Genomic DNA, 25,612 nt, shown 5'->3' with positions numbered 1-25,612 from the left:
CGCTAGCGCCTCTATATATAAATCAAACGAATTTCTCTCAGGAGGATCTTTAAATGGCTAAAGCTATTGAATTTAATGTAACAGCACGTGAACATCTCAAAATCGGCGTTGATACTCTCGCCGACGCTGTAAAAGTAACACTCGGACCCCGTGGTCGTAATGTTGTGATCGAACAGTCCTGGGGCGCACCAACAATCACCAAAGATGGTGTTACAGTTGCTAAAGCAATCGACCTTGAGGACAAGTTTGAAAACATGGGCGCACAGATGGTTAAGGAAGTTGCTTCCAAAACCAACGACATCGCCGGTGACGGTACAACTACCGCAACAGTCCTTGCTCAGTCCATTTTTGCTGAAGGTGTAAAGCTCGTTGCTGCCGGACGTAACCCAATGTCCATCAAACGCGGAATTGACGCCGCTGTTTCAGCTATTGTTGATGAACTCAACAAACTTGCTAAACCAACTCGTGATAAATCTGAAATCGCTCAGGTCGGAACAATTTCCGCAAACAGCGATTCCACAATCGGCGAAATCCTTGCTGAAGCAATGGACAAAGTCGGTAAAGAAGGCGTTATCACTGTTGAAGAAGCTAAATCCATGAAGACTGAACTGGATGTAGTTGAAGGCATGCAGTTTGACCGCGGATACCTTTCTCCTTACTTCGCAACTGACACAGACAAAATGGTCTGCGAATTTGAAGATCCTATGATCCTTCTCTGCGAAAAGAAAGTTTCCAGCATGAAAGACCTTCTGCCCATTCTTGAGCAGGTCCTCAAAATGTCCCGTCCTCTGCTCATCGTTGCAGAAGACATCGACGGTGAAGCTCTTGCAACTCTCGTAGTTAACAGACTCCGCGCCAACCTTCAGGTTTGTGCTATCAAAGCTCCTGGCTTTGGTGACCGCCGTAAAGAAATGCTTCAGGACATCGCTGTTCTGACCGGTGCTCAGGTTGTATCTGAAGACGTAGGTTTGTCCCTTGACGCTATGACTATCGACGGACTCGGAACTGCTAAACGCATCAGAATCGACAAAGAAAACACAATCATTGTTGACGGTGCCGGTTCTGTTGATGATATCAAAGCTCGTGTACGCAGAATCGAAAGTCAGGCAGCTGACTCTACTTCTGACTACGACCGCGAAAAATTGCAGGAACGTCTCGCCAAGCTTGTTGGCGGAGTTGCAGTAATCAAAGTCGGCGCAGCAACTGAAATCGAAATGAAAGAAAAGAAAGCTCGCGTTGAAGATGCTCTTAACGCAACTCGCGCAGCTGTTGAAGAAGGCATCGTAGCCGGTGGCGGAACCGCCCTTGTTCGTTGCGCTAAAGTTCTCGACGACCTCAAATCAGGTAACGATGACGAGCTTGCCGGTATCGGTATCATTCGCCGTGCTGTTCAGCAGCCCCTTCGCATGATCGCTGAAAATGCTGGTTTCGAAGGTTCTATCGTTGTTGAAAAAGTTGCTGAAGGCAAAGACGGCTTCGGCTTTAACGCAGCAACTGGTGTATACGAAGACCTTATCAAGGCCGGTGTTATCGATCCTAAAAAGGTTACCCGTATCGCTCTCCAGAATGCAGCATCAGTTTCCAGCCTTCTGCTGACAACCGAATGCTCCATCTCCGACGCTGTTGAAGACGACGAATAGAAGTCTTTAACTTCACGGTTATAAATATTAAAGGCCCGGAAGCTCACGCTTCCGGGCCTTTTTAATTGCCTATCTCTTCCCATAAAAAAGAGCCGCATCGAAATTAACCGATGCGGCTCTTCTAAAAGCAATATTTCGTACAGAATCTACCAGTCGAGAGTGCCTTTGAAGGCATCTGCAAGAAGGTGAATCTTGCTTCTGACTATTCCGGTTGTTCCTTCTGCAAGGCCGAAAGTATCAAGTCCGGTTGTCATACCTATACGTCCGAAAACCTGTCCTTCGAAGAGGGCTTCAAACTTCTGAGCATGCTCAGGCGATACAGTCACAACAAATCTACTTGCAGATTCACTGTAAAGGATAGCTAGAGTACTCAAACCATACTCGGAAGGAACGGAACAAAGATCAGCCTCTACGCCGATTCTACCGCCGATTGACATCTCAGCAAGAGCAACTCCGAGTCCACCGTCAGAAAGGTCATGACAGGCTGAAATAAGCCCCTGGCTCATGGCTGTCTGAACTGTTTCATAACGTTTAAGGGCAGTAAGAGCTTCTACATGCGGAACAGAAGGATGAACAAAATCGAGCTGAGAAGAAACTTCCGAGCCGCCAAGTTCATTTCTGGTAATACCTAGAACATACACAAAATCACCGGGATTCTTGAAATCTGAAGTGACGCACTTATTAACATCAGGAACAATCCCGACCGCAGAGAAAAGGACCGTTGGAGGAATGGATATTTTTACGCCCCCGCCCTTGTAGTCATTTTTCATTGAGTCTTTACCGGAGATACAAGGCACGCCATATGCGCGGCTGAAGTGAGAAAGAGCCTGATTAGCTCTGACCAACTGAGCAAGCTTGTAATGTCCGTCAGGAGTTGTTTCGGATTGAACCGGATCACACCAGCAGAAGTTATCAATTCCGGCCATGTGTGAAATGTCACCACCCACGGCTACGGCATTTCTGACAGCTTCATCAATGGCATTAGCCATCATCCAGTATGTGTCGAGGTCACTGAACTTAGGACATATTCCGTGAGAGACAACAAGCCCCTTATCGGAATCAAGGTCAGGTCTCAGCACACCGGCATCAGCGGGACCGTCCTGCTTCTTACCGACCAGAGGTTTGACGACACTGCGTCCCTGAACCTCGTGGTCATACTGACGGATGACGTATTCTTTACTGCATATATTAAGTCTGCCAAGCATATCTTTAAGCAGAGCAGTATGATCTTTAACTTCCGGCTCACCTTTGAAATCAACAACTGGACGGTCCCAGACAGCTTTAAGCTGCATCTGAGGCACACCGTCATGCAGGAAGTCCATACGAAGAGCTGCAACAGGCTTATCACCGTATCTGATATTATAGATACCGCTGTCTGTGTAAGTACCGAGCGCAGTTGCTTCAACGTCCATCTCTTTTGCCAAGGCCATGAACTCGTCCAGCTTTTCGGGAGGAACAGCCAGAGTCATACGCTCCTGAGCTTCGGAAACAAGAATTTCCCAAGGCTTAAGACCGTCATATTTAAGCGGAGCCTTAGCGAGATCGAGATCACAGCCACCGGTATCTTCAGCCATTTCTCCAACGGAAGAAGACAACCCGCCGGCTCCGTTATCAGTAATAGCACTATATAGCCCGGTATCACGGGCGCGCATGAGGCAATCATACATCTTGCGCTGAGTGATAGGGTCACCAATCTGAACAGCTGTAGCAGGAGATCCTTCGTGCAATTCTTCGGATGAGAAAGTTGCGCCGTGAATTCCGTCTTTACCGATACGACCACCTGTCATAACGATAATATCGCCGACCTGGGCTTTCTTTTCATGGCTCAAACGTCCGGCAACCTTGACGGGCATTGTTCCGACAGTTCCGCAATAAACAAGAGGTTTACCGAGGTATCTTTCATCGAAAACAATGGAACCGTTTACAGTAGGCACACCTGATTTATTACCGCCGTGTTCAACACCTTCGCGAACTCCTTCAAGAACTCTGCGAGGATGAAGTAAACGCGGAGGAAGTTCTCCTTCGTAAAAAGGGGAAGCAAAACAGAAAACATCAGTGTTACAAAGAAGGTTTGCACCCAGTCCGGTTCCCATAGGGTCGCGGTTAACACCAACAATTCCTGTCAGCGCTCCGCCGTAAGGGTCAAGAGCGGAAGGACTGTTGTGAGTTTCCATTTTAACGCAAACATTCAGCTTCTCATTAAATTTGATAACCCCGGCATTGTCCTTGAAAACTGACAGACAAAAGTCATCATCGCCTTTGTCTTTACGAATTTCCTTGGTGGTATTCTGAATGCAGGATTTGTAGAGACTGTCTACGGTAGTAGATACTCCGGTCTCTCTGTTCTCGTATTCAATTTTAGAACTGAAAATTTTGTGCTTGCAGTGCTCAGACCATGTCTGTGCAAGAGCTTCAAGTTCAGCATCTGTGGGATTAGGATCAATCCCCATTTTCTTGCGTTCTGCAAGAACTTCGGGATCAGAGTAGTAATCACGAATGGAATGAAATTCTTCAATACTCATGGCGAGAGTATTTGCACGGCTGAACGCCATCATTTCATCATCATTCATTGCAAGAAGATCAATAATTGCAACTTCGTCACTGGCTTTGCCTGTGACTTGAGCCGCTTTAGCTTCAAATCCGGGAGATTTTTCCCATTCGTCAGCAGAACAAATTTCGTAACGCTGAATCAATTCGTTAGCTAAAAGATCTTTTGCAATAGATGCAATCTGCTCTTTCTCAAGCTTTTCTGAAAAAATGTACTGAGTAGAGGTGTAAACCTTAACTTTTGCAGCATCTTCAGGATTAATAACCAGAACCAGAGATTCTTTTGCAGTGCGACCTTCGTTATCCGTTACACCCGGACGAAATCCGACTTCCAAATTCCAGGCGAAGTCAGCCGCAAGAGGGGTAAGAGACGGAATGTGCAGGACAGGATCATGCAGAACTCCAAGCTCCAGCACCTTATCAATATCGGCTTTTTCAAGACCTTCAACAGTATAAACTTTAATGGTCCGGACTTCGCCGGCTTCTATGCCGAGCTCTTCCCTGATTTTACGGGAAACTTTATTCCCGTGAACATCCCGGACATTCTTTTTAAGACCAACCTCAACCCGCCAGAGCATGGTTATCTCCTTTTTTAATATAAATAATAAAATCTCAGCTGTACGCTCAAGATTCTTTTTTCGCCCATTTCAACAAATTACCACCCAAATCCTTGGCATCATATGCCGCTGTGTCAGCCCGCTTAAGCATACTGACCGGAGAATCTCCATCTTCATAAACGGTCATACCGCCACTGATGGTGACTCTTCCTGAAAATTTAGTCTCTATTTTCATCCGAATTCTATTCCCTATCATTTCAAGGGATTCAGGCCGGACCTCTGTAACAATCACTCCAAACTCATCTCCGCCGTATCGACACGGAAAATCCATTCCTGCTCTGAGTTCTTCCTTCAAAATAACTGCGACACTTTTCAAGACATCATCTCCGGCCTGATGTCCCTCTGTATCATTAACTTTTTTGAACCCGTCCAAATCAAAAAACAATATACCGACAGGACGCCCGGTTCTTTTGCTACGGGTTATTTCACGGCCGAGCATCGTGTTGAACTGAGTATGATTGAACAACTCTGTCAGTCCGTCAAAGACAGCCTGTTTTTTCAGTTTTTCTTCCAGCCTTCTGATAGCAGTCATATCTCGGGCGACGATCAAATATTTCTCACCCGCCCCTTCAAGCTTACTGATGACAAGTTCAAACGGTAATCCAGTAGAATCCGTTCTTTTCATCAAAACTTCCACAACAGATTTAGGCTGCTCAAACAGTTCAGGACCCCATCGGCCGGTAAAAGCACCTGAGGGAGTCGCTATATCAAAGAGATTACGTCCTAGAAAAATTTTGGAATAGCGAGATGATACATAATGTATATTTCCGCGAACATCGACAGTGAAAACAACATCACGCATGGAATCAATAAGACCTTCCAGAAAATCTTTCTGCTTAAGCGCCTGAATCTGAGTTTCCGAAATTTCGCGAACATCTTCCATAATTACCGAAATGAGCCAATCTTCTCCACTTTTCTGCTTATATGCAGAAATATAAAGGCATGCATCACGCGGGATTCCACCCGTACGAAGTCTTACACAAAGGATTTTGCTGAAAGAAGTTTTGGAGTTATCTGCAAGAAACTCAGCCCATCCCTTGCCAAGTCCAGCACCGACACCCATATTAAATAATTCACTGAACTCCTTCGCTCCGGAGATTCCAGTTCCTCCAATAATACGTACCATCTCATCGTTCATATCAAGAACACTGCCCTGAATATCTAGGCGGGCAATCCCGAGAGGCAGAGTTTCAAGAGTTACAGCCCGCCCTTCCAGCAAATGCTGCCTTAGGCTGTAATGCTCATAAGCCTGACCTATAAATCTGAAATATAATTTTAAATCATTCTTCTCACTCTCAGAAAGCCCCGGACACAAACACCGAAACTCACCAAGGAAAACACCACGGCTGGAAATGGTTATACCATCAGCTCGCACAGTCCACTTGAGGTCTTTTTTATCAACCTGTGAGAAAACCCTTTCCAGTCCTGACTCTCCGACTCTATACAAATAATATTTATCAAAATCCGGAGACTTAAGAACAAGTTCCCATTCATTTATATCCCAGTTAAGCTTAACATGGCGCCCTATTATCCGGGAGATTGAATCCACTCCACCTTCGGCTGTAAGAAGCTCGAGGCTCATAAAATAACTGGCTTGAAGTGTCTTTATGGAATGGTTATAAAAATGGGTTCCACTCCCACCTTCATCCATTCCCAATGTATTAAGCATGGATTGAAATTTAGTACGGCAAACACTTCTAAAATCTTCAATAGTTTCTTCATCCATATCCAAAGCGTTTTGAAGCTGAACTTCAAACTGCAAAACATTAAAAGGAGCAGAAGAATTGCCCAGTTCCATCTCGGCCCACTTAGTACCCAGAATTACAGCCTGAGTCGGCAAATCGAAAGAATCTAATTCTTCTAAAGAATGATGATGCAGGATGGATGGACATTCAAGAGTCTTAAGTTTCCAGCGAGAAAGCAAAAGTTGACTGAGTGCTCCATGAGTCATGCCCCAACTATCATTCTCAGCTTCTGCCTGACCGGAATAAGATCTTGTAACCGAATCATTTGAAAACATCTCAGGAATTTCATCAGGGGCAGCACATCTGAGAAACAACAAGGATATATCTTTAAGAAGACAGCAAAGATACATCTTGTCAGCATACTCAGGACAAATTCTGGAAGCAATCAATTGAGCGGAAATAGCTCCCCACACGGTGAGCATCCAATCGCTGTAAATCTTGTAGTCTTGTTTCTCAAGATGGTCAGAAATATGTTTTTGAAACGAAACAGTAACCGCAAGATTGAGCAACTCTCTCGTTCCCAGAACTATCGCAGCACGCTTAAGATCTGAAACTTCCTGTGACAAACCATAGAAAGGAGAGTTGACCAGATTAAGTATGGTAGTTGAAAGAGCCGGGTCCATGCTGATAATTTTTCCCAACACAGAAAAATCAGGCTCAGGCTTGGCAGCCTCCTCCATCAGTTGAAGCATCACCGGAGGAAAGCTGAGCTTCATCATCAGCCGTGGTGATTCAAGGATCTCGTCCAGACTCATAGGTCTCGGCTCCTGTTTTTAAACTACACCTACTTGCGGCGGGTCAAAACAAAGTCAGCGGACAGCTTGAGAACACGACTTTCAACACTGTCAGACAATGGAGTCAGACAAGCTTTAGCCTTTTCAATGTATTCGGCTGCGGATTGCCTTGTTTTTGTTCCCAACCCAAGCGCACGTATACTTTCAAGCACCTCATCCCGCCTAGCATCAGAAAGAGTACGATTTTTAATTTCAGCAAGCAAAGACTCAGCTTCCTTATCCTCTAACATCTCAAGATAGAGAATTAAAGGTAAAGTAACCTTGCCTTCTTTCAAATCTCCGCCTTCCGGCTTACCGGTATCTCCGACAGGAGATTCATAATCAAGAGCATCGTCAACCAGTTGAAAAGCAATGCCCATATTAAGGCCGAAATCTCCGAGAGCGTCTTCAAGTTCTACGTCATCACAAGCAACAGCTGCCCCGATGCGGCATGAAGCTTCAAGAAGCCTTGCAGTTTTACCTATGATAATATCCATATATATATCACGGTCCACTTTCGGCTCTGAAATATGTGCTATTTCCCGAATTTCACCTTCTGCTGTGGACATTATAGCTGAAGCCAGAATCGAACTTATACGGGATTTCCCGTAATCAGCACCGATTAAATTGGCAAGAGCAAGAAGAACATCCCCGGCAAGAACGGTCTCTGTAATACCGAAAACAAGATGTGAAGCCTTAACTCCCCTTCTCAGATCAGCGTCATCTAGTATGTCGTCATGAAGCAAGGTTGCAGCGTGCAGCAGCTCAAGTGAGCTTGCTAAAGGATAAATATCTTCCTTTGAATATCCTAAAGCCCGGGCAGAAAGTATGGTGAGAATCGGACGTATCCGTTTACCGGGAGCAAGCAATACATGCTTTGCAACCCCCTTTACCAACCCCTCAAGCTTATCGGTCTCTTCATCCAAAAAACCGTTTATCTTAGGCAACTCTTGTTCAAAATAGGCTAATAACTCAGTCATCCGCGTATGAATTATCCCAGTTGTGAGTGGAAAGAAGCACAGCAAAAAATAGGGAGAGGTTACTTAACCAAAGGAGAACAAATTCGGCCGAGTTCGACTAAAGCTCCTTGCAAATCCCAATCTTTCCGGTCTCTTGATCCCACAAGGTTCGATACAGTTCGCACCTGACATACGGGTATACCCGAAAGAGTACATCCATACGCGATTGCAAAACCTTCCATATTTTCTATATCCGCCCCAAACTCAGTTTTTAATCTTAAGGCTTCTTCCGCCGTTGCAGTAACTCCGCTTACTGTTAAAGAAACAGCTTCGGGCAGTTTTTCAAATCGGTCAAGCACTGACTTTTTAAGAGCACTGCCTGAACAAAGATCAACTCTGTCCCATATCGGTTTACTATCTACTTCAGCTAAACTAAAACCAAGCCCTTTCGGGTCGACTTTTTTTTCTGTTTTAAGCCCGTATTCCGGCCAGATCTCCGTTTTTACAACGCATGCAGATCCAACAGAAAAACGTTCCGGATCGAAGGTTCCTGCCACTCCGGCAAGAACAACAAGCTCAATTTCATATTTTGCAAGAGCCTGCCCCAATGCAAAAGCCGAATTAATAATTCCAATACCGGTGACCAGCAATAAACCTGATTTGCCACGAAAATCAAAAGGAACCGCAACTGCCTGCTTTAACGCTGGCAGTATGCACACTCCGCCAAGGGCGGCTTTCATTTCTTTTACAGTCGCAGTGACAAAAAGAATAGTTTTCACAGATTTTAAAGTCTCCAGAATCTAATTCCGGCTTTAGTCAATTCATCCCGGTCAAAGAAACATTTTACATCAATGATCAAAGCATTTTCAGGCTTTCTGAACCAGCTCTTAATTTCATCAAAACCAAGACTGTGATATTCCTTATGTGAAACAGCAAGAATAAGCGCATCAAGGTCGTTAAACTCGGAAAAAGGTACTGTTTCCAGTCCGTATTCTTCTACAGCTTCCTTCGGATCAGCATAAGGATCATGAACAAGAACATTCACACCGAAAGAACGCAGTTCTTCAACAACGTCAACAACTTTGGTGTTACGCAGATCCGGAACATTTTCCTTAAAGGTCAAACCGAGGATACCAACTTTAGCGTTTTTAACTTTGCTGTCTCCATCAATCATCTGTTTGATTGTGGTTTCAGCCAAAAATTTACCTACAGAGTCATTGATTTTACGACCGGCAAGAATAACCTGCGGATGATGACCAAGAGCTTCTGCCTTTGTAGTAAGATAATAAGGGTCAACTCCGATACAATGACCGCCGACTAAACCTGGACGAAATGGAAGAAAGTTCCATTTTGTTCCGGCAGCTTCAAGCACATCAAGAGTATCAATACCCAGACGGTCAAAAATCATGGAAAGCTCATTCATCAATGCGATGTTAAGATCACGCTGAGTATTTTCAATAACTTTCGCGGCTTCAGCAACTTTAATACATGAAGCTCTATGAGTTCCGGCAGTAACAATGGTCGAGTATAGATTATCAAGAAGTTCAGTAACTTCATCAGAACTACCGGCTACAACCTTTACAATTGTCTGCAAGGTATGTTCTCTGTCGCCCGGATTAATTCTTTCGGGTGAATAGCCGACTCCGAATTCTTTCTGACATTCAAGACCGGACTCTTTTTCAAGAATAGGGATACAGATGTCTTCGGTAAGACCGGGATAGACTGTTGATTCATATACAACAATTGCCCCTTCAGACATGTTTTTACCGACCATGGTGGACGCACCTACGACCGGACGAAGATCAGGATTGCGTGCTTCATCAATCGGAGTAGGCACAGCAATGATAATAATCCCTGCCTTTTTAAGGTCTGCGGGATTACTGCTGAATTCTACAAAATTATGAAAGTCTGTTTCAAGAACTTCAGCAGTGCGGTCATAGCCGGTACGAAGTTCTCTTATACGCTGTTCAGAAATATCCAGCCCCAAGACATTAAAATGACGTCCTAGAGCAACAGCGAGAGGCAACCCTACATAACCAAGCCCGACGACTGCGACATAAGTTTTCTTATCTTTAATATCTTCAAATTTTATCATAACATCTTGTCCTTTAATGTTTTTCCGGAAAAACGGATACCGACAACTCTATTCATTACTTAATAACTAAAATTTTTATCAACAAACTACTGACAGAGGGGTAGACAATGTGTGGCAGCCCATATAAAACTGCTGCTATTATGAATATTGACTGGTCTTTTCTGCTATCAGCCCTAGGCTTGGCCTTCATTCTTGAAGGAATTCCATACTTTTTGTTTTCTGAGCGTATGCCCAGAATTCTAATTTCTATTATCGAAAGAGGCCCGAAACAATTACGTATTCTGGGGCTTATCGCAATGATCTTCGGATTATTGCTGATCTCTTTCGGACAATCTCTTGCAGAACTCTGACGACTTTATTCTGCCGGCTTTTCAGCCACGTGAATATATACAATACCGGAAAGCAACGGAATAAACATAACTCGGCCGAACCCTGAGTTACGAAGCTCTGTGCCCAAAGTTCTTTCATCCGGAAAAGAACGGATTGTATCTGCCAAATAAGTATAGGCTCCGGAATCGCCTGATACAACCTTTCCCAAAAGCGGAAGGATTCTATTCAAATAAAAATTATAGAAACCTTTCCATATACGTTTGCGTCCAGAACCGAATTCAAGAATACAAAATCTGGCACCGGGTTTCAGTGTTCGCAAAATCTCTTTATAAGCTTCTTCACGAGGAAGAATATTGCGAATTCCAAACGCGATAGTTGCTCCGTCAAGACAGGAATCCGGCAGCGGCAGTTTCTTTCCGTCAGCCTGTACGGCGGCAATAGAAGCCCCTCTGGTGTGCTCATGCTTTCCGTCGAGCTTCTTAGACTTACCACAAGCAAGCATAGGAAAAGCAAAATCCATAGCTAAAACTTTAATGTCCGGATACTGTTTCTTCAGTTCCACAGAAACATCAAGAGTTCCGGCAGCAAGGTCAAGTACCAAACCATTCTTAGCCGGACGGACTAACTTTACCAGCCTATACCGCCAGTAAATATCCTGCCCCGCGCTCAAAGCGTGGTTCAAAAAATCATACCATCCGGCAATGCGCCCAAACATGGCCGCAACTTTTTTACCGTGCTCCTGGTGTGTCTGATCCTGCATCTACTCAGATTCTCCACTGGCGTCTTTCGGCTTACTTTGCTGCTGCAATCTGACAGATGCTATAACATCGGCATAAATTGAACTGAAAGTCTCAGAAAAATTAGAAGGAGAAATTCTTCCCACTTCAATAAATTTCACTACGATTTCCTTAGTTACCTGCAAAGCCTGCTTCTCAATTTTATCCATAATATGCCTCCTGCTTACGCTGAAAAAACCCCGCCCGGGGGAAATGGCCACGACCTCCACAGGTAGGGCTACCGGGCGGGTAAAAAGAAAAAAACTGGAAAGCCCCTCTCTTTTGAGAGGCTCTTTAACATGAGACCCCTATTTAGTCGACCCGCTTATTTACCCCTAAATCGCAACAAAGAGCCTGTGAAGCGGACAATAATCCTCAAGAATTAAGGCACATAAACCAAAAAGGCCCGCCGGGAAATTACTCCAGCGGACCGTTAAATTAATCTGTATTTTTTTAGCTTGTCTATTCTTCAAAATCTCGGGCAAGAGCCGCAATTTCTTCACGAATAATACGTGCAGCCTCGGCCGGAACCGATTTTTCGAGCTTTTCAGCCAGAATATCATCGATAGAAGATTTAAAGGCTTCTTCAATTTCGCCCTTTATATCTTCTATCTTTTCAACTAAACGCGGAGCCAGATAATCTTCAATATCTTCTGTAAGACGGCTCTTTATGCGGTAAAACGATGTTGAATCAGGATCAAGTTCTTTTTCCAATTCCTTCCGCACAAGCTCTTCCACATCAGGAGCATTTTGAAGTTTTCCTTCTACCGCTGCTACCCGCTCACCTATTTCAACCTGAATTTCACGAAGTCCAATCTGAATCTGTTCTTCAACTTGTGCCTGTATCTCGTCAGCTGCCGTAGCGGCAATTGCAATCACAGCGGGAGAATCAGCTTTAAGCTCTTCGCTTAACTTCTGCCCGACAACAGACTCAATCTCTCCTCCTGACAATCGTTCTTCAAGCCCCTGAACGGTAGCCAACAAAGAAGAAACAGTACTTTCAAGAGCATCAATCTGAGCAACTTTTTCTTCCAGATCTATAATCCTTTCAGAAGCTTCAGAAAGCGAATTCTCAAGGTCTTCCGCACGTTTTTCCGCCAGACCTACTTTTTCCTCAAGATTAGCACCCCGGCATCCAACAGCGGTTGCTTCAATAAGCCCCTTCATTTTTGCTAACTCTGAATCAAGAAACTCAACTTTATCAGTCAAGTCATCAACAGCTTCAGAACTGACAACGGCAGAAACGGGTTCATCAATTTGCATAGACTCTTCTTCATCAAGATCGGAAAAATCTATATCAACATCTTCAAGCAATTCTCCGAGATCTATATCGTCGTCATCCAGCATAATATCATCACCACTATCTGAATCAAGAATTTCTGCATCATCAAATGATGTATCAAGCTCTTCATCTTCAGCAGTAAGGGATAGATCTAAATCTGTGGTACTTTCAAGGATTGAATCGAGGTCGACATCAAGGTCAACATCTTCAAAATCTTCTTCGGCGTCTAATACGGTTTCGGCAACCTCAACAGTCTCGATAACTTCAACCGGTTCAATTTCAATAACTTCTGCTGTTTCAAACTCAACTGTTTCAGCAGGCTCTACTATTTCAACAGGCTCTACTATTTCAACAGGTTCTACTGTTTCGACAGGTTCTACTGTTTCGACCGGTTCGTCTACGACATCAAAATCCACGTCAAGAACATCATCGAGAGGTTCGAGCCCTTCTTCGGAAATCTCTATAATATCTTCCTCGTCCGAAAGCAGTCCTTCAATATCTTCATCTGCAAGAACATCCTCTCCCAGACCGGAAAGATCCACTCCGTCAGAGACCTCACCAAGCAAATCATCAAGTTCACCTATCTCGTCATTATCACCGGACTCTTCCAACAGTTGATCAAGGTCCGCGACATCTGTGTCGCTGTCAAACAGGTTATCAATATCCTCTTCATCATCTGCGGCAACGGTAATTTCTCCGCCCAGCTCATCGATAACATTATCTAAGCCTTCGGGATCAATCTCACCTTCAACGGAATCATCCGCCTCAGCCATAAGCGATTCTTCACCGAGATCAAAATTTTCTAAAAGATCATCTGTATCAGAATCCGGAGATTCTAATTCATCAACTTCCTCGACAATGTCATCGAGTTCCAGGATATCATCTAGTTCCAGAATATCTTCTTCCTCTTCTTCCACAACGTCATCAAGGATCATCAGATCTTCGTCACTGACTTCTTCGATAACATCATCGAGCACAAGAAGATCTTCATCCTCTGAATCGTCTTCATGATTAACGACAGCGGGCTCTTCAAGCTCCAGATCTTCGGAAAAAAGGTCTTCAAGTTCCTGCTCGAAACTGGCATCTACATCATGACCTCCAGAAGCATCGTCTTCAACGATTTCTTCCGCGATATCATTAAGGTCAAGAACCTCATCCTTTGCCTGCTTATCCGGTGAATCCGGGGTCATAGCTTACCCTCTGTGAAAATTTAAAAAGGGGACCCGTAAGCCCCCTTTCATTACAAAATCAAGAAGACTTACTTCTTAGGATGACAGTCGCCACACTTAGTAGGTCCAGTCTTAGCTTTAGCTTTCTTCAAAGCCTTATGGCAGCCTACGCAGCTCTGCTCAGACTTAGCGTGGAAAGCAGAGTAGAAGGACTCAGGCTTTTTCTTGCCTTCTTTACTTGTGTCAACATGACAACCTTCATCAGAACATTTCTTTACTGCAGCAGCGCCGTCCCATGTGTGATGGCATTTTTTACAGTCAAGAGCTGCATGCCCTTTGTGAGAAAAATTAACAGGCTCTTTGGTCATCTTAGCACCGGCAGGTGCTTTCAAAACCATGTCGCCGGGAGCGTCTACAGCATACAAAGTTGGAAGTGCGAAAGCACATACCAATGCTGCTGTAACCATACAAATCAATAAGGTCTTTTTCATCCTAAGTTTCCTCCATTAAAATAACGTTAACCTAATTACAGTCTTCATGAGGATTTAATTTAGAAAAAAAACCATGTCAAGCACACTCAGCAAAAACAATCTATTAACCGCTACTAAATTAAACACTTTTCCAGATTTATCATATGTCATACTTTCCAGCATAACCACGCGGGGTTAACATTTTACCCGAGACAGCTCTGGTAGAAGAATTACCAATAATCAGGACTGTTTGCATATCAACATCTTGCTCATTTACCGTATCAAGAGTCACTAACTGAATCCTTTGACCTTCCCTGTAAGCCTTGTTCACAATTCCCACAGGAGTTGTTCCGGACCGAAATGCCTTTATAATTCTTATAGCATCATTTAAATGCCCGGCCCTTTTCTTAGAGCGAGGATTATAAATTGCGATAACAAAGTCAGCATCAGCGGCACACTTAAGTCTTTTTTCGATCTTATCCCAAGGGGTGAGCAGATCACTTAAGCTGACAGAAGCAAAATCGTGCATCAACGGCGCTCCGAGTAAGGCCGCCGCCGCAACAAAAGCCGGTATCCCCGGAACGACCTCAAAACAAATATCTTTGAAAAGATCGCGAACTTCAAGTAGCTCCATAACAAGGCCGGCCATGGCATAGATACCGGGGTCCCCGCTGCAGACCATCACAACCTTTTTACCAGAGAGAGCTTCATCCACAGCCCTGCGGCATCGTTCAACTTCTGCCATCATACCGGTGGATAAAACATCTTTTCCCTCAAGCAAATTAGGACCGATCAACTTTATATAGCCAGTGTACCCTACCACAACGTCAGCCTGATGGATAGCTTCCAGTGCCTGCGGAGCCATTAAACATTCATCGCCCGGCCCGAGACCCACAATTTTCAAATATCCTTTACCCGAAAATCCTTCGCCAGAGCCATTGTAACCCGTGCACTTTTGTTCTTCGGAATTATCAAGTCCTGAACCCCGGCCTGTTTCATTGCTGCCGCTTCGCATACGCTGCCAACTCCCATATGTTTCATGACCAGTCCCGAAGGAGTAGTCCCTTCAATTTTATCTAATTCATCCGCACTGAAAAATTTAATCTCAAGCCCCATACGCTCCGCAAATTCGAGCATCCCCTCTTCATCATTTTTAGCATCAATAGTGCCCATAGAAGCAATAGCTTGCCCGGCAACTCCGTGATCAGCCAAAACTGCCACAATAAGCCCTCGGATCTCCACAGCCGGAACCCCCCTGCGGCATCCAACCCCGAGCCGTAAGCATTGCGGATAAATTTTCAAAACACTTTCCGGCAAATCATGAACCCGCCAGTCAACACAAACCCCGCAACGCAGCTCAATTAAATCAACAACGTCCTCAACTCTGTAAAAATAATCACTCAAACCCTCTATGTCCAGAAAAGGCTCAGGATCGTAGACCCCGACCTTCTCGCCATCCAGCAGGGCGGCATTAACATGCTTAATTAAACCGATATCACCGATCTCAAGTTCATTATCGTAAGCAATCATATCTATTGAAGGAATTCCGGAACAATCGGTGGCAGTAGTAATCACAGCGGTAGCTCCGATATTCTCGGCTATCGCCCGCGTTAGATTATTAGCCCCGCCCAGATGACCCGAAACAAGTGAAATAGCAAACTGTCCTTCTTGATCAAGTACCACCACAGCAGGGTCAATATCCTTCGAGCGCAAATGCGGAGCTATTGAACGAACTACAATACCCGTAGCCATAACAAAAACATGTGAATCATAAAGAGAAAAAGTTTCTGCGATAAGCGGGAGAAATTGCGTAAAAGAAATATCACTATCTTCGGCATATCGCTCAAGAACGTAAGAAACCACGTTTTTTGAATGAGCAATGTCACGCGCAAGTTCTGCGCCTTTGGCGGTGAGGGCGTATATGGCTATTTTATGGCTGTTCATAAGACTTCTCTTAATGATGTAAAAAAACGGGAAGAGTCTCCCCTTCCCGTTTTAATGCAATCTTTTTTATAACGTCAACGTCTTACAAACTAACCTTTAAAGCTTTTAACTGCTTCTAAAGTAACTTCGTAATCTGATTCGCTGTGAGCGAAAGAAGTGAATGTACATTCAAAACTTGATGGTGCGAGGTTGAATCCTTTTGCGCGCATGTGGCGGTAAAATGCGGAATAAACATCTGCGTTACCGTTTTTTGCGGACTCAAAATCTGTTACCGGTTTGTCTGTGAAGAACAGGGTAAAGATTGAAGCAATGTGATTCAAATGAATGCTGAAACCATTGGCTTCAAGCGCAGCTTTAAGATCCTGAGCAAGCTTAAGAGTACGAGCTTCAAGAGCATCATAATCCTGTTTTTGCAATGTACGGAGAGTTGCGATTCCTGCTGCCATAGCAACGGGATTACCGGAAAGAGTTCCAGCCTGATAAACATCACCGCAAGGAGAAATGCGGCTCATGTACTTACGCTTGCCTCCGTATGCTCCTACGGGGAAACCGCCGCCGATAATCTTTCCGAGGGTGGTGAGATCCGCTTCGATTCCGAAACGTTTCTGCACGCCGCCGGAAGCTACTCTGAATCCGGTGATAACTTCGTCGAAAATCAGGAGTGCGCCGTATTCGTCACAGATATCGCGAAGTCCCTGAAGAAATCCTTCAGCGGGCAGAACGAGCCCCATGTTACCGGCTACAGGTTCAACGATAATGGCTGCAATATTTTTGCCTTCTTTTTCAAAGACAGCTTTAACTGCTGCAAGATCGTTATAAGGAGCAAGCAAAGTATCTTTTACTGTGCCTTCGGGAACACCGGGAGTTCCGGGAATAGAAAAAGTTGCCAGACCGGAGCCGGCGCTGGCGAGAAAACAATCGCTGTGACCATGGTAACAACCTTCGAACTTGAGTACTTTATCTCTGCCGGTCACACCGCGTGCGAGGCGAAGAGCACTCATAGTTGCTTCGGTGCCGGAGTTAACCATGCGAACCATGTCGATAGAAGGGATCATTTTGATGATTTCTTCTGCTAGAGTAATTTCATCGGGACAGGGAGCGCCGAAACTTGCACCCATATCTACGGCCTTATGCGCGGCATCTTTAATTGCCTGATAACCATGACCGAGTATCATCGGCCCCCAACTCATTACATAGTCGATGAGTTCCTGTCCGTCGACAGACCACATGCGGCTGCCGTCAGCTTTTTCTATAAAAAGAGGTTCACAGCCGACGCTTTTGCAAGCTCTTACAGGGCTGTTAACACCGCCGGGAAGGACTTCCTGCGCATGCTTAAAAAGATCAGAAGATGAAGCCATAAAAGACACTCCTTATCTGTTGAGTAGTATTTATTAAATCCCCACGTTCTGAGGGATTTGAAAATTAGAAATATTTCATCGAAGTCTTTTTGAGTTCTTTAAGACTCCGCAAAATGCAATGATCAGTGACACCCGTTTCCGCCATCAGTTCTTTGACTACTTTTTTGCAGTCATCAGGACCTTTGCCGTGAATCATCGTATACAAATTGTAAGGCCAGTCAGGATAAACAGTGCGCAGATAGCAATGGCTGATTTCCGGCCTTTTAGCCATCTGCTCACCGATTTTCTCGGGGTTTTGCGATTCTTCCACACGCCACGCAACCATTGCGTTAGCTCCGTATCCTGCCTTCTGGTGCCTGAGAGTGGCACCGAAACGGCGAATTATTTTTTCATCTTTAAGACGAGTCAACAACTCAAGAACTGTTTTTTCATCAGTTCCGGCTTTCTCAGCTATATCAGCATAGGGCGTAGCACTCTCAGAAAGGGTACTGCCAGCAAGTGCCAAAATATTCTCTTCAATCTCGGTAAATTTTATAGCCATATCCCATCCTTGACTGCGGCCTGAATCTTTCGGGCCGGATTCGTTTTTATAAAAATGGTGATACCCGCATATCACATCATCCTCAAGGGCTGAAACACAATTAATTACCATCAGCCGTTTGTACAGACAGACATCACCTTTTTTGACCTAACTTATGGACTTAAATTTCTACCAATGAGATAGTCATATTGATAATAATTTTTTATAGGAGGTATGCTCAGAAAATTTTGACATTAAGGATTTGAATTAAAAGAGATAACTCCTAACAGCATGGAGGTGACTGAAAAAATGCCAGACAACCCTAAACTAAAAGGGAGTGGCGGTTTCAGTCGAAAATGGCGTTGGGGAGTTGCAACGGGACTTTTGGTAGCAATTGTTACGGTGCTTGCATCTGGGTTTATGATAGACACGACAAATACGGATGTATTTTGTCAAACGTGTCATGAAATGAAACCGTTCAGAGCTTCTTGGCAAAAATCTGTACACGGCGGAGAAAATCCGCAGGGCTTTGCAGCTCAGTGTGTTGATTGCCACCTGCCGCACGGAAACTTTCTAGAATATCTTACAACCAAAGCAATTACCGGAACAAGTGACGTAATCCATCATATCACGTTCAACCCTTCAGAGTTCGACTGGGCCGAAAATGCCGAGAAGAACAGGTTAAAATTCACCTACGACAGCGCTTGCAGGCATTGCCATGTTAAGCTTGAACCAAGAGGTGTCAAACCTGGGGCTCTTCTCGCCCACCGGGCTTATCTCTACGGACAGACTGATAAAAAATGTGCCAGTTGTCACCCGCATGTCGGTCACAAAGACATGATTGAAATGACCAACAAGTTCTTCAAAAAGGACTTATGATTTTAATTGGGGGTAATCATGTTGAAGCAGATGATTAAATTAGTTGTAGCCGCGATGCTTATCGCGCTATCCGCTGCAGCCGCTTATGCTGCGGAAGCTCCTTTTCCCAACCTTGCTCCTAAAGAGCTGGTAGTTAAAAGAGGTTTTTCGGAAGATGCTACAAAATGTATTGAGTGTCATGCCAAGAAAACACCCGGGATTGTAGAAGACTGGAAAACAGGCAAAATGGCCCACGCTACAGTCTCCTGTTATGACTGTCACATTGTTGAAAAAACTTCGCCCATGGCCAGTCAATGTGAAGGATTGAAAGGAACTAATACCTTCATTTCACCAATGGTGTCTTCCAAAACATGTTCCCGTTGTCACCCGCAAGAAGTTGAGCAGTTCCTGAAAAGCGGACATGCAAAACTTGCCGGTGCTCCGGTCATCGAAAACAAAAAATTCCTCAAACTGATGTACTATTATGAAGGTGCCCAGTTTATCGGAGTGAAAGCAGACACACCTCAGAACATGGCTTCACGTGCAGCCGGTTGTCAGATGTGTCACGGAACTCAGGTTGAACTCGGACCTGATAACAAACCTATCAAAAACACATGGCCGGGCGGTGTCGGAACACGCTATCCTGACGGATCAATCGGAACCTGTACTGTCTGTCATACCAGACATAAGTTCTCCATTGAAGAAGCACGTAAGCCTGAAGCTTGCGCCAGCTGTCATTTAGGACCGGACCATCCGGATATCGAAATTTATCTGGAAAGCAAGCACGGTCAACGCTATCTCACCCACGGTGAAGAATGGAGATGGGACAGTGCTCCTGACGCCTGGCAGCCGGGCGACTACGATGCTCCTACCTGCGCAGTATGTCACATGAGCGGAATCGGTGAACTGAGCACGACTCACAACATCAATGAACGCCTCAAGTGGGACCTCATGCACAAGAAGAGCGTTATCCGCAGCGGCGAACGTGGTGACGGCGAAAAAGGCGACAAACTCATGCGTAAAGTATGTGCTAACTGTCACGGAATCACTCACACCAATGTTCAACGCCAGACCCTTGATGATGCTGTAGAACTCTACAACACATATTGGGACGGAGCGACTAAGATGCAGAAGGAACTTGCTGAAAAGAACCTCCTTCTTATTGATGAACCTTGGGATGACGGCTTCCAGGAACTGATGTATTACCTCTGGCATCATTGCGGCAGACGTGCCCGTCAGGGTTCAGCTATGAATGGACCTGACTATGCACATTGGCATGGTTTCTTCCAGGTCTTCCAAGTCTACAAGGACATGCAGAAGATCTATGACTACCGTATTAAGAACGGTAAGATTGAAGAACTGTCTCACGTAATGAGCACCGGACCTCTCTAGGCCGCACACCATTTCGTCAACAATTCAAACAGAAGGGGCCGCACATTGTGCGGCCCCTTTTTTACGTTTATGCAGGTTGCCATAATCACTTAGTATGAGTACCTTGCCCTGAGTACGTTAATGCAAATTATATCCGCCGAATAGATGGTCTCATTTTTTCTGCGGAATTCCCAATATGTTTTGTCTTGAAGGAGTAAATATGAAAATTGCTGTTATCGGTGCCGGAGCTTGGGGCACAACTTTAGCAAACACCCTTGCCAAAAATAATCACAATGTCAGTCTTTGGGTCAGAGAGCAGGAACTTGTTGATGAAATAAAGAAAACCGGACGCAACACAGTCTTTTTACCGGACTTTGAGCTTTCCGAAAAACTTATCTGTGACAGTGACCCTGAAAAAGTCATGAAGGACGCAGACTACTTTATTCTGGTTGTTCCGAGTCAGTTTATGCGCTCCGCACTCAGCGATTTAAAACAATTTTTCCCCCAGAATCCAGCTATTATCTGCGCAAGCAAAGGAATAGAACTAAACACCGGCGCACCAATGTCGCAGGTAATTTTCGAAGCACTTGAAGGACTAAACCCCAGATACGGACATATATCCGGCCCGACTTTTGCTTATGAGCTAAGCGCGGAAATGCCTACTTCACTGGCATTTGGCTGTGAAGACGAAAAATTAGGCAAAGAAGTTCAAGAAATTTTCGCCTGTGATTACGTACGAGTCTACACCAACCCCGATTTCCGAGGAGTTGAGATTGGCGGCGCTATAAAAAATATTATGGCCATTGCAGCAGGAATCGCTGACGGTCTTAAATTCGGACATAACGCCCGGGCCGCGCTCATTACCCGGGGAATTGCAGAAATGAGTAGACTTGGAGTTGCAATGGGTGCGAACCCCGCAACTTTTATGGGACTTTCAGGACTCGGTGATCTGGTGCTTACCTGTACAGGAGATCTTTCCCGAAACAGACAGGTCGGTTTAAAGCTGGGACAAGGTCTTAAGCTTTCTGAAATTCTCAAAATGAGAATGGTAGCGGAAGGAGTTAAAACAACGGAATCAGTTCATGCCTTAGCTCAAAAGTTAGGTGTGGAAATGCCCATAACCGAACAAGTCTACCAAATCCTATACAAAGACAAAAACCCGGCAACAGCTGTTCGCGACCTGATGGGACGCGATCTTAAACCAGAATAAAAAACGGAAAAGGAGTTAGCTATGAAAAGACTTTTAACAGTTATCGCTACACTGCTGATTTTAGGCGGATGTTCCTCATGGCATAATTCAAATATAGTTGACCCTGCACAGCGGAATAAAATTCTTGCAAAAGATAAAGCTTTCTGTCGGCAACGAGCAGCGCAGCAGGTTCCCATTGGAGCAGAAACAGACGGAGCACCTCCAGAACCAACTACATACCAAGCTGAATTTTCCGGCAACTATGCTCAGGCAAATACTTTTGAAAAATGTATGACCGGACGCGGCTGGTATAAAAAATAATCAGCTGAAGTCAAAAAGATTAAAACCCCTGTCGGAATATCCGGCAGGGGTTTTTGTAATGTTAAGCTTCGGCCCGTTTAGCTTTATATTTTTCAATCTGCGTTATGGCCCGTCCTGTAAGAGCCCCGAATTCAGGTTTGGTGACCTGATCGTCTGCTTTAACCTTCTCACCTTTATGATAAAGCCCCTTCGTTATCAGCGAAGAAAACAAAATCACCGGCAGCTTTGACAGTTCAGCATCTTCCTTGATCTGACGGGTAAGCGTATAACCATCCATTTGAGGCATCTCGATATCCGAAACAATCACATCCACCATGTCTGTAATAGATTTTCCGCCTTCTTTTGCTTTATCCCGCATAGCCAGCAATCCTTCCCATGCTTCAAGCCCGTTGGTGAAAAGCTGTACATCGAAATTAGCCGCTTCAAAATTTTTATTCAGCAGAACGCGGACAGAAGCGGAATCATCAACAATAAGTGCAGACCATTTTTCAGGAGCCAAGGCTCCTCCGCCTTCCAGATTCTCGGCCATGCCCGGATCAAGCTCACCCAAAATTCTTTCAAGATCGATCATTAAAACAAAACGATCCTTAATACTGATTGTTCCCGTGATACAGTTTGTATCCATATCCGCTATATACTTGTTGGGAGTCTTTAAATCAGTCCAACCGATTCTATGAATCTGCGTTACTCCACTAACAAGAAAACCAGTAACCACCGAATTGATCTCAGTTACTATAATCAATTGAAATTCCGATTCCTTACGGGGAATATCGAGCCAGACGGAAAGGTCAATCACCGGTAAGATCATATCCCGAAGCGACATTGTTCCCAGATAGCTGGGGTGCGGAGCGCCTTCGGCAGAATGAAGTCCCTTCGGAGCCTCCACAACTTCCAAAACTTTGGCAACATTGATTCCGAAATAATCTTTATTTTGGACGCCAGAGCCAGCGTCAGCGTCATCAATAAAAAATTCAATTATTTCAAATTCATTTGTTCCAGCATCCAACAAGATATCATTCCCGCTCATAAATTACCCCACTCAACTTCGATATTGAGACTCTACCATAAAAGTTTAACGCCGGCTTTCGCAATCTGTTTGCCCCATTAACTGTAATGGTATACGAAAGCACTTAGCAATATTTATTATAAAAAAAACAGAGGATACTATGCTTAAAGAATCTGCAATTATAAAATTAATTACGGTCATGTTCCTGCTGATGATAACAGGTTGTTCCAGCCACAACACGAAGCCGGCAGTTCCGATGACTGTATTTAACCCCAGTTCAGGTTCTTTTAATGTCAAAGTTGTACTATTTCAATTACAAGGCGACGGCAGTGCTCAAAACCTTGAATCCGGTATTGTTCCCATCGAACAGAACATTATCACAGCTCTCGAAGGATTAGGCTATCATTATTCCCCGAACGGTGACGTAAACTACCTTATTGAAGCCAGAATCGGAAGTATTTCTCCCAAACTGGCAGTAGAACGAAGATCTGAAAGAGTCGGTTTCGAAGTAGACAACTACGGAGGATGGCCTTTCTTCAATAGTTATCCGGTTTTAATCAGCGAATGGTCTCCTGAAATTCAAAAAATAAAAAGCGGCCCCGACACTTGTTTTATTACCATGCAGGTTCTCATAAAAGAAGATAAAGCACAGCGGGATTTCGTCGTTTACCATGGCACACCGAGACCTCTGGAAGTTCCCTTCGCCTTGGGATGTCCCTTCTCAGAATGCGGTACGGGAGCAAATAAAGGCTTAACTGACTATATTTTATCCATTTTTACCCCGGCGACTCGCAATTAATATACATACTTGCCAGAACTTAAACTGATCCATATACTCACGCCTCTTTGCAGCTGAAACCTGCCCTTGATTCAAGGGTATCAGATAAATATTGAATAATTGGAAGGTGTTGAGTGAAACTTAATCGCCCATGGCTTGATCATTACGACCCTGAAGTACCAAAGAGTCTGGATTTTAATAATTGCCCTCTCTTTGACTATTTGGACAGAACAGCTGAAAAATGGCCTAAACGAAAAGCTATAGAATTTCAAAACTGGTCTATTACTTATGAAAAGCTGAAAAACGCAGCCGAAGTAATGGCGGCCAACCTCCGCAAAAACGGAATCAAAACGGGTGACAGGGTGGCATTAATGCTCCCCAACACCCCGCAGATGATTATATCCTATTGGGCCGTCCTTAAAGCAGGTGCAGTCGTCACATTGACCAATCCTCTTTATATGGAAACCGAAATCATACATCAAATAAATGATTCCGGCGCCCAGATAATTATCACTCTGGATATGCTTTGGCCCAAGCTGCAAAAACTGCGCGACAAATTACCTGTCCGTAAATATTACATCACAAGAATTTCAGACGCTCTAAAATTCCCGCTCAAACAGCTATATAATCTGAAAAGCTTAAAAAATCATAATACGCCTAAAGTTCCATACAACGGTTCATCCATCCTGAAATGGAAAACGTTGCTGGAAGGAAAAGAAACTTACTCCGCACCCAATATTCGTCCATTAGAAGACACTGCCCTGCTTCAATATACAGGGGGTACCACAGGACTGTCTAAAGGGTGTAACGTCACGCACGCAAACCTCGGGGCCAACATACAGCAATTCCACGCAATGCTGCATAAGCTTGGACAACAGCAAGAGGTTGTTCTCGGAATTCTGCCGTATTTCCATATATACGGACTTACTGTCTGTCTTAATTTTTCGACATCCTTAGGGGCTACAATGGTTCCTTTCCCGCGCTATGTGCCGCTGGATGTCCTTAAGGCTATGCACAAATTAAAGCCGACTCTTTTCCCCGGAGCACCTTCCTTATACATTTCTCTGCTCCAGCAAAAAGAATTGGCCAAGTTCGATATAGCTTCAATCAAATATTGCCTTTCCGGATCTTCGCCTATGCCTGTTGAAGCAATTCAACAGTTTAACTCCGTATTCGGTTCAACAATAGTTGAAGGATACGGACTGACAGAAGCTTCCCCGGTGACACATCTCAATCCTCTTGACGGCACGAAAAAAGCAGGATCAATCGGTGTGCCTCTTCCAGGCACCGATGCCGCAATCGTTGATATGGAAGTGGGCAGTCTGCATCTCCCTCCCGGTAAGATGGGTGAACTTATTGTTCGCGGCCCTCAAGTCATGAAAGGGTATTACAATAAACCCGATGAAACTGCCGGAGCCTTACGCAACGGCTGGCTTTACACCGGGGATATCGCCTACATGGACGAGGAAGGATATTTTTATATAGTTGACCGCAAAAAAGATATGATCATATCCAGCGGTTACAATATTTACCCTCGTGAAGTAGATGAAATTTTATATGAACACCCCAAAATTCAAGAAGCAGTAACAGTAGGCTTGCCGCACAAAACCCGCGGCGAAGTCATTAAAGTATATATTGTCCTGAAAGAAGGGCAATCCATGGATCGTACAGAAGTTATTGGCTATTGCCGCGAAAAACTGGCCGGATATAAAGTCCCCAGAAAAGTTGAATTCCGCAAAGAACTACCTAAAACAATGGTAGGAAAAGTATTGAGACGGGCTTTGCGCGAAGAGGAAGCTCAGAAAAAGAAATAAATAAAATTCACCACTCATATTTGACAAAGCTACATCTTACACCCATTGTT

General features: G+C 44.5%; 22 protein-coding genes. 8 read left to right on the top strand and 14 right to left on the bottom strand.

Annotated features, from left to right (window positions below; all coding sequences use genetic code 11):
• Positions 1-53: 53 nt before the first annotated feature.
• Positions 54-1,640 carry a chaperonin GroEL gene (gene groL, locus JEY82_RS01255; protein WP_304081828.1) on the top strand — a complete coding sequence of 529 codons (1,587 nt, stop codon included), beginning with the start codon at positions 54-56 and terminating at the stop codon, positions 1,638-1,640.
• Between the two features lie 146 nt (positions 1,641-1,786).
• On the opposite strand, the gene JEY82_RS01250 is transcribed toward groL, so the two are convergent.
• From JEY82_RS01250 to JEY82_RS01230, 5 genes are read right to left on the bottom strand one after another with little or no spacing between them, the layout of a single operon-like run.
• The gene (locus JEY82_RS01250; protein ID WP_304081826.1) at positions 1,787-4,765 is read right to left on the bottom strand and encodes a phosphoribosylformylglycinamidine synthase subunit PurS; all 2,979 of its coding nucleotides are present in this window, start codon (positions 4,763-4,765) and stop codon (positions 1,787-1,789) included.
• 46 nt (positions 4,766-4,811) lie between these two features.
• A complete protein-coding gene (locus JEY82_RS01245; RefSeq protein ID WP_304081824.1) occupies positions 4,812-7,304 on the bottom strand; it encodes an HDOD domain-containing protein in 2,493 nt (830 codons plus the stop codon).
• Between the two features lie 29 nt (positions 7,305-7,333).
• Positions 7,334-8,302 (bottom strand): polyprenyl synthetase family protein, encoded by a 969-nt coding sequence (locus tag JEY82_RS01240; protein WP_304081822.1) that lies wholly within the window; start codon positions 8,300-8,302, stop codon positions 7,334-7,336.
• Positions 8,303-8,361: 59 nt separating this feature from the next.
• Positions 8,362-9,060, bottom strand: coding sequence for a futalosine hydrolase (mqnB, locus tag JEY82_RS01235; RefSeq protein ID WP_304081821.1), 699 nt, complete (start codon positions 9,058-9,060; stop codon positions 8,362-8,364).
• A 5-nt stretch (positions 9,061-9,065) separates the two neighbouring features.
• Positions 9,066-10,376 (bottom strand): nucleotide sugar dehydrogenase, encoded by a 1,311-nt coding sequence (locus tag JEY82_RS01230; protein ID WP_304081819.1) that lies wholly within the window; start codon positions 10,374-10,376, stop codon positions 9,066-9,068.
• Positions 10,377-10,516: 140 nt separating this feature from the next.
• Between JEY82_RS01230 and JEY82_RS01225 the strand changes: the two genes are divergently transcribed.
• Positions 10,517-10,726 carry a DUF2065 domain-containing protein gene (locus JEY82_RS01225; RefSeq protein WP_092160402.1) on the top strand — a complete coding sequence of 70 codons (210 nt, stop codon included), beginning with the start codon at positions 10,517-10,519 and terminating at the stop codon, positions 10,724-10,726.
• 5 nt (positions 10,727-10,731) lie between these two features.
• Here JEY82_RS01225 and JEY82_RS01220 read toward each other — a convergent pair whose 3' ends face one another.
• The 8 genes from JEY82_RS01220 to JEY82_RS01185 all read right to left on the bottom strand — a co-directional run bounded on the left by JEY82_RS01220 (position 10,732) and on the right by JEY82_RS01185 (position 18,246).
• The gene (locus JEY82_RS01220; RefSeq protein WP_304081817.1) at positions 10,732-11,466 is read right to left on the bottom strand and encodes a ubiquinone/menaquinone biosynthesis methyltransferase; all 735 of its coding nucleotides are present in this window, start codon (positions 11,464-11,466) and stop codon (positions 10,732-10,734) included.
• Complete coding sequence (locus tag JEY82_RS01215) at positions 11,467-11,652, bottom strand: hypothetical protein (protein WP_092160263.1); 186 nt, start codon at positions 11,650-11,652, stop codon at positions 11,467-11,469.
• Between the two features lie 292 nt (positions 11,653-11,944).
• On the bottom strand, positions 11,945-13,954 hold the full coding sequence (locus JEY82_RS01210; RefSeq protein ID WP_304081815.1) for a hypothetical protein: 2,010 nt from the start codon (positions 13,952-13,954) through the stop codon (positions 11,945-11,947).
• 68 nt (positions 13,955-14,022) lie between these two features.
• The gene (locus tag JEY82_RS01205) at positions 14,023-14,424 is read right to left on the bottom strand and encodes a cytochrome c3 family protein (RefSeq protein ID WP_304081814.1); all 402 of its coding nucleotides are present in this window, start codon (positions 14,422-14,424) and stop codon (positions 14,023-14,025) included.
• 139 nt (positions 14,425-14,563) lie between these two features.
• Positions 14,564-15,418, bottom strand: a complete 855-nt coding sequence (cobJ, locus tag JEY82_RS01200) for a precorrin-3B C(17)-methyltransferase (RefSeq protein WP_304081812.1) — start codon at positions 15,416-15,418, stop codon at positions 14,564-14,566.
• Complete coding sequence (locus JEY82_RS01195; protein ID WP_304081810.1) at positions 15,304-16,347, bottom strand: cobalt-precorrin 5A hydrolase; 1,044 nt, start codon at positions 16,345-16,347, stop codon at positions 15,304-15,306. The genes cobJ and JEY82_RS01195 overlap by 115 nt, the downstream gene beginning before the upstream one ends.
• Before the next feature lie 89 nt (positions 16,348-16,436).
• The gene (gene hemL / locus JEY82_RS01190; RefSeq protein WP_304081809.1) at positions 16,437-17,705 is read right to left on the bottom strand and encodes a glutamate-1-semialdehyde 2,1-aminomutase; all 1,269 of its coding nucleotides are present in this window, start codon (positions 17,703-17,705) and stop codon (positions 16,437-16,439) included.
• A gap of 64 nt (positions 17,706-17,769) precedes the next feature.
• Positions 17,770-18,246 (bottom strand): Lrp/AsnC family transcriptional regulator, encoded by a 477-nt coding sequence (locus tag JEY82_RS01185; RefSeq protein ID WP_304081808.1) that lies wholly within the window; start codon positions 18,244-18,246, stop codon positions 17,770-17,772.
• 288 nt (positions 18,247-18,534) lie between these two features.
• Here JEY82_RS01185 and JEY82_RS01180 point away from each other — a divergent pair, with 288 nt between their 5' ends.
• From JEY82_RS01180 to JEY82_RS01165, 4 genes are all read left to right on the top strand, one after another.
• Positions 18,535-19,104, top strand: coding sequence for a NapC/NirT family cytochrome c (locus tag JEY82_RS01180; protein ID WP_304081807.1), 570 nt, complete (start codon positions 18,535-18,537; stop codon positions 19,102-19,104).
• Between the two features lie 18 nt (positions 19,105-19,122).
• The gene (locus tag JEY82_RS01175) at positions 19,123-20,475 is read left to right on the top strand and encodes a multiheme c-type cytochrome (RefSeq protein ID WP_304081806.1); all 1,353 of its coding nucleotides are present in this window, start codon (positions 19,123-19,125) and stop codon (positions 20,473-20,475) included.
• A gap of 199 nt (positions 20,476-20,674) precedes the next feature.
• Complete coding sequence (locus tag JEY82_RS01170; RefSeq protein ID WP_304081805.1) at positions 20,675-21,664, top strand: NAD(P)H-dependent glycerol-3-phosphate dehydrogenase; 990 nt, start codon at positions 20,675-20,677, stop codon at positions 21,662-21,664.
• A gap of 21 nt (positions 21,665-21,685) precedes the next feature.
• Complete coding sequence (locus tag JEY82_RS01165) at positions 21,686-21,964, top strand: hypothetical protein (protein ID WP_304081803.1); 279 nt, start codon at positions 21,686-21,688, stop codon at positions 21,962-21,964.
• A gap of 61 nt (positions 21,965-22,025) precedes the next feature.
• On the opposite strand, the gene JEY82_RS01160 is transcribed toward JEY82_RS01165, so the two are convergent.
• Positions 22,026-22,991, bottom strand: a complete 966-nt coding sequence (locus JEY82_RS01160; RefSeq protein ID WP_304081802.1) for a chemotaxis protein — start codon at positions 22,989-22,991, stop codon at positions 22,026-22,028.
• A 139-nt stretch (positions 22,992-23,130) separates the two neighbouring features.
• Here JEY82_RS01160 and JEY82_RS01155 point away from each other — a divergent pair, with 139 nt between their 5' ends.
• The gene (locus JEY82_RS01155) at positions 23,131-23,769 is read left to right on the top strand and encodes a hypothetical protein (protein ID WP_304081801.1); all 639 of its coding nucleotides are present in this window, start codon (positions 23,131-23,133) and stop codon (positions 23,767-23,769) included.
• Between the two features lie 113 nt (positions 23,770-23,882).
• Complete coding sequence (locus JEY82_RS01150; RefSeq protein WP_304081799.1) at positions 23,883-25,562, top strand: long-chain fatty acid--CoA ligase; 1,680 nt, start codon at positions 23,883-23,885, stop codon at positions 25,560-25,562.
• The last annotated feature ends 50 nt before the right edge of the window (positions 25,563-25,612 follow it).

Source organism: Maridesulfovibrio ferrireducens (assembly GCF_016342405.1).
Taxonomy (GTDB): Bacteria; Desulfobacterota; Desulfovibrionia; order Desulfovibrionales; family Desulfovibrionaceae; genus Maridesulfovibrio; species Maridesulfovibrio ferrireducens_A.
Note: the sequence above shows the minus strand (reverse complement) of the source record. Positions and strands in the feature narration are given on the sequence as shown.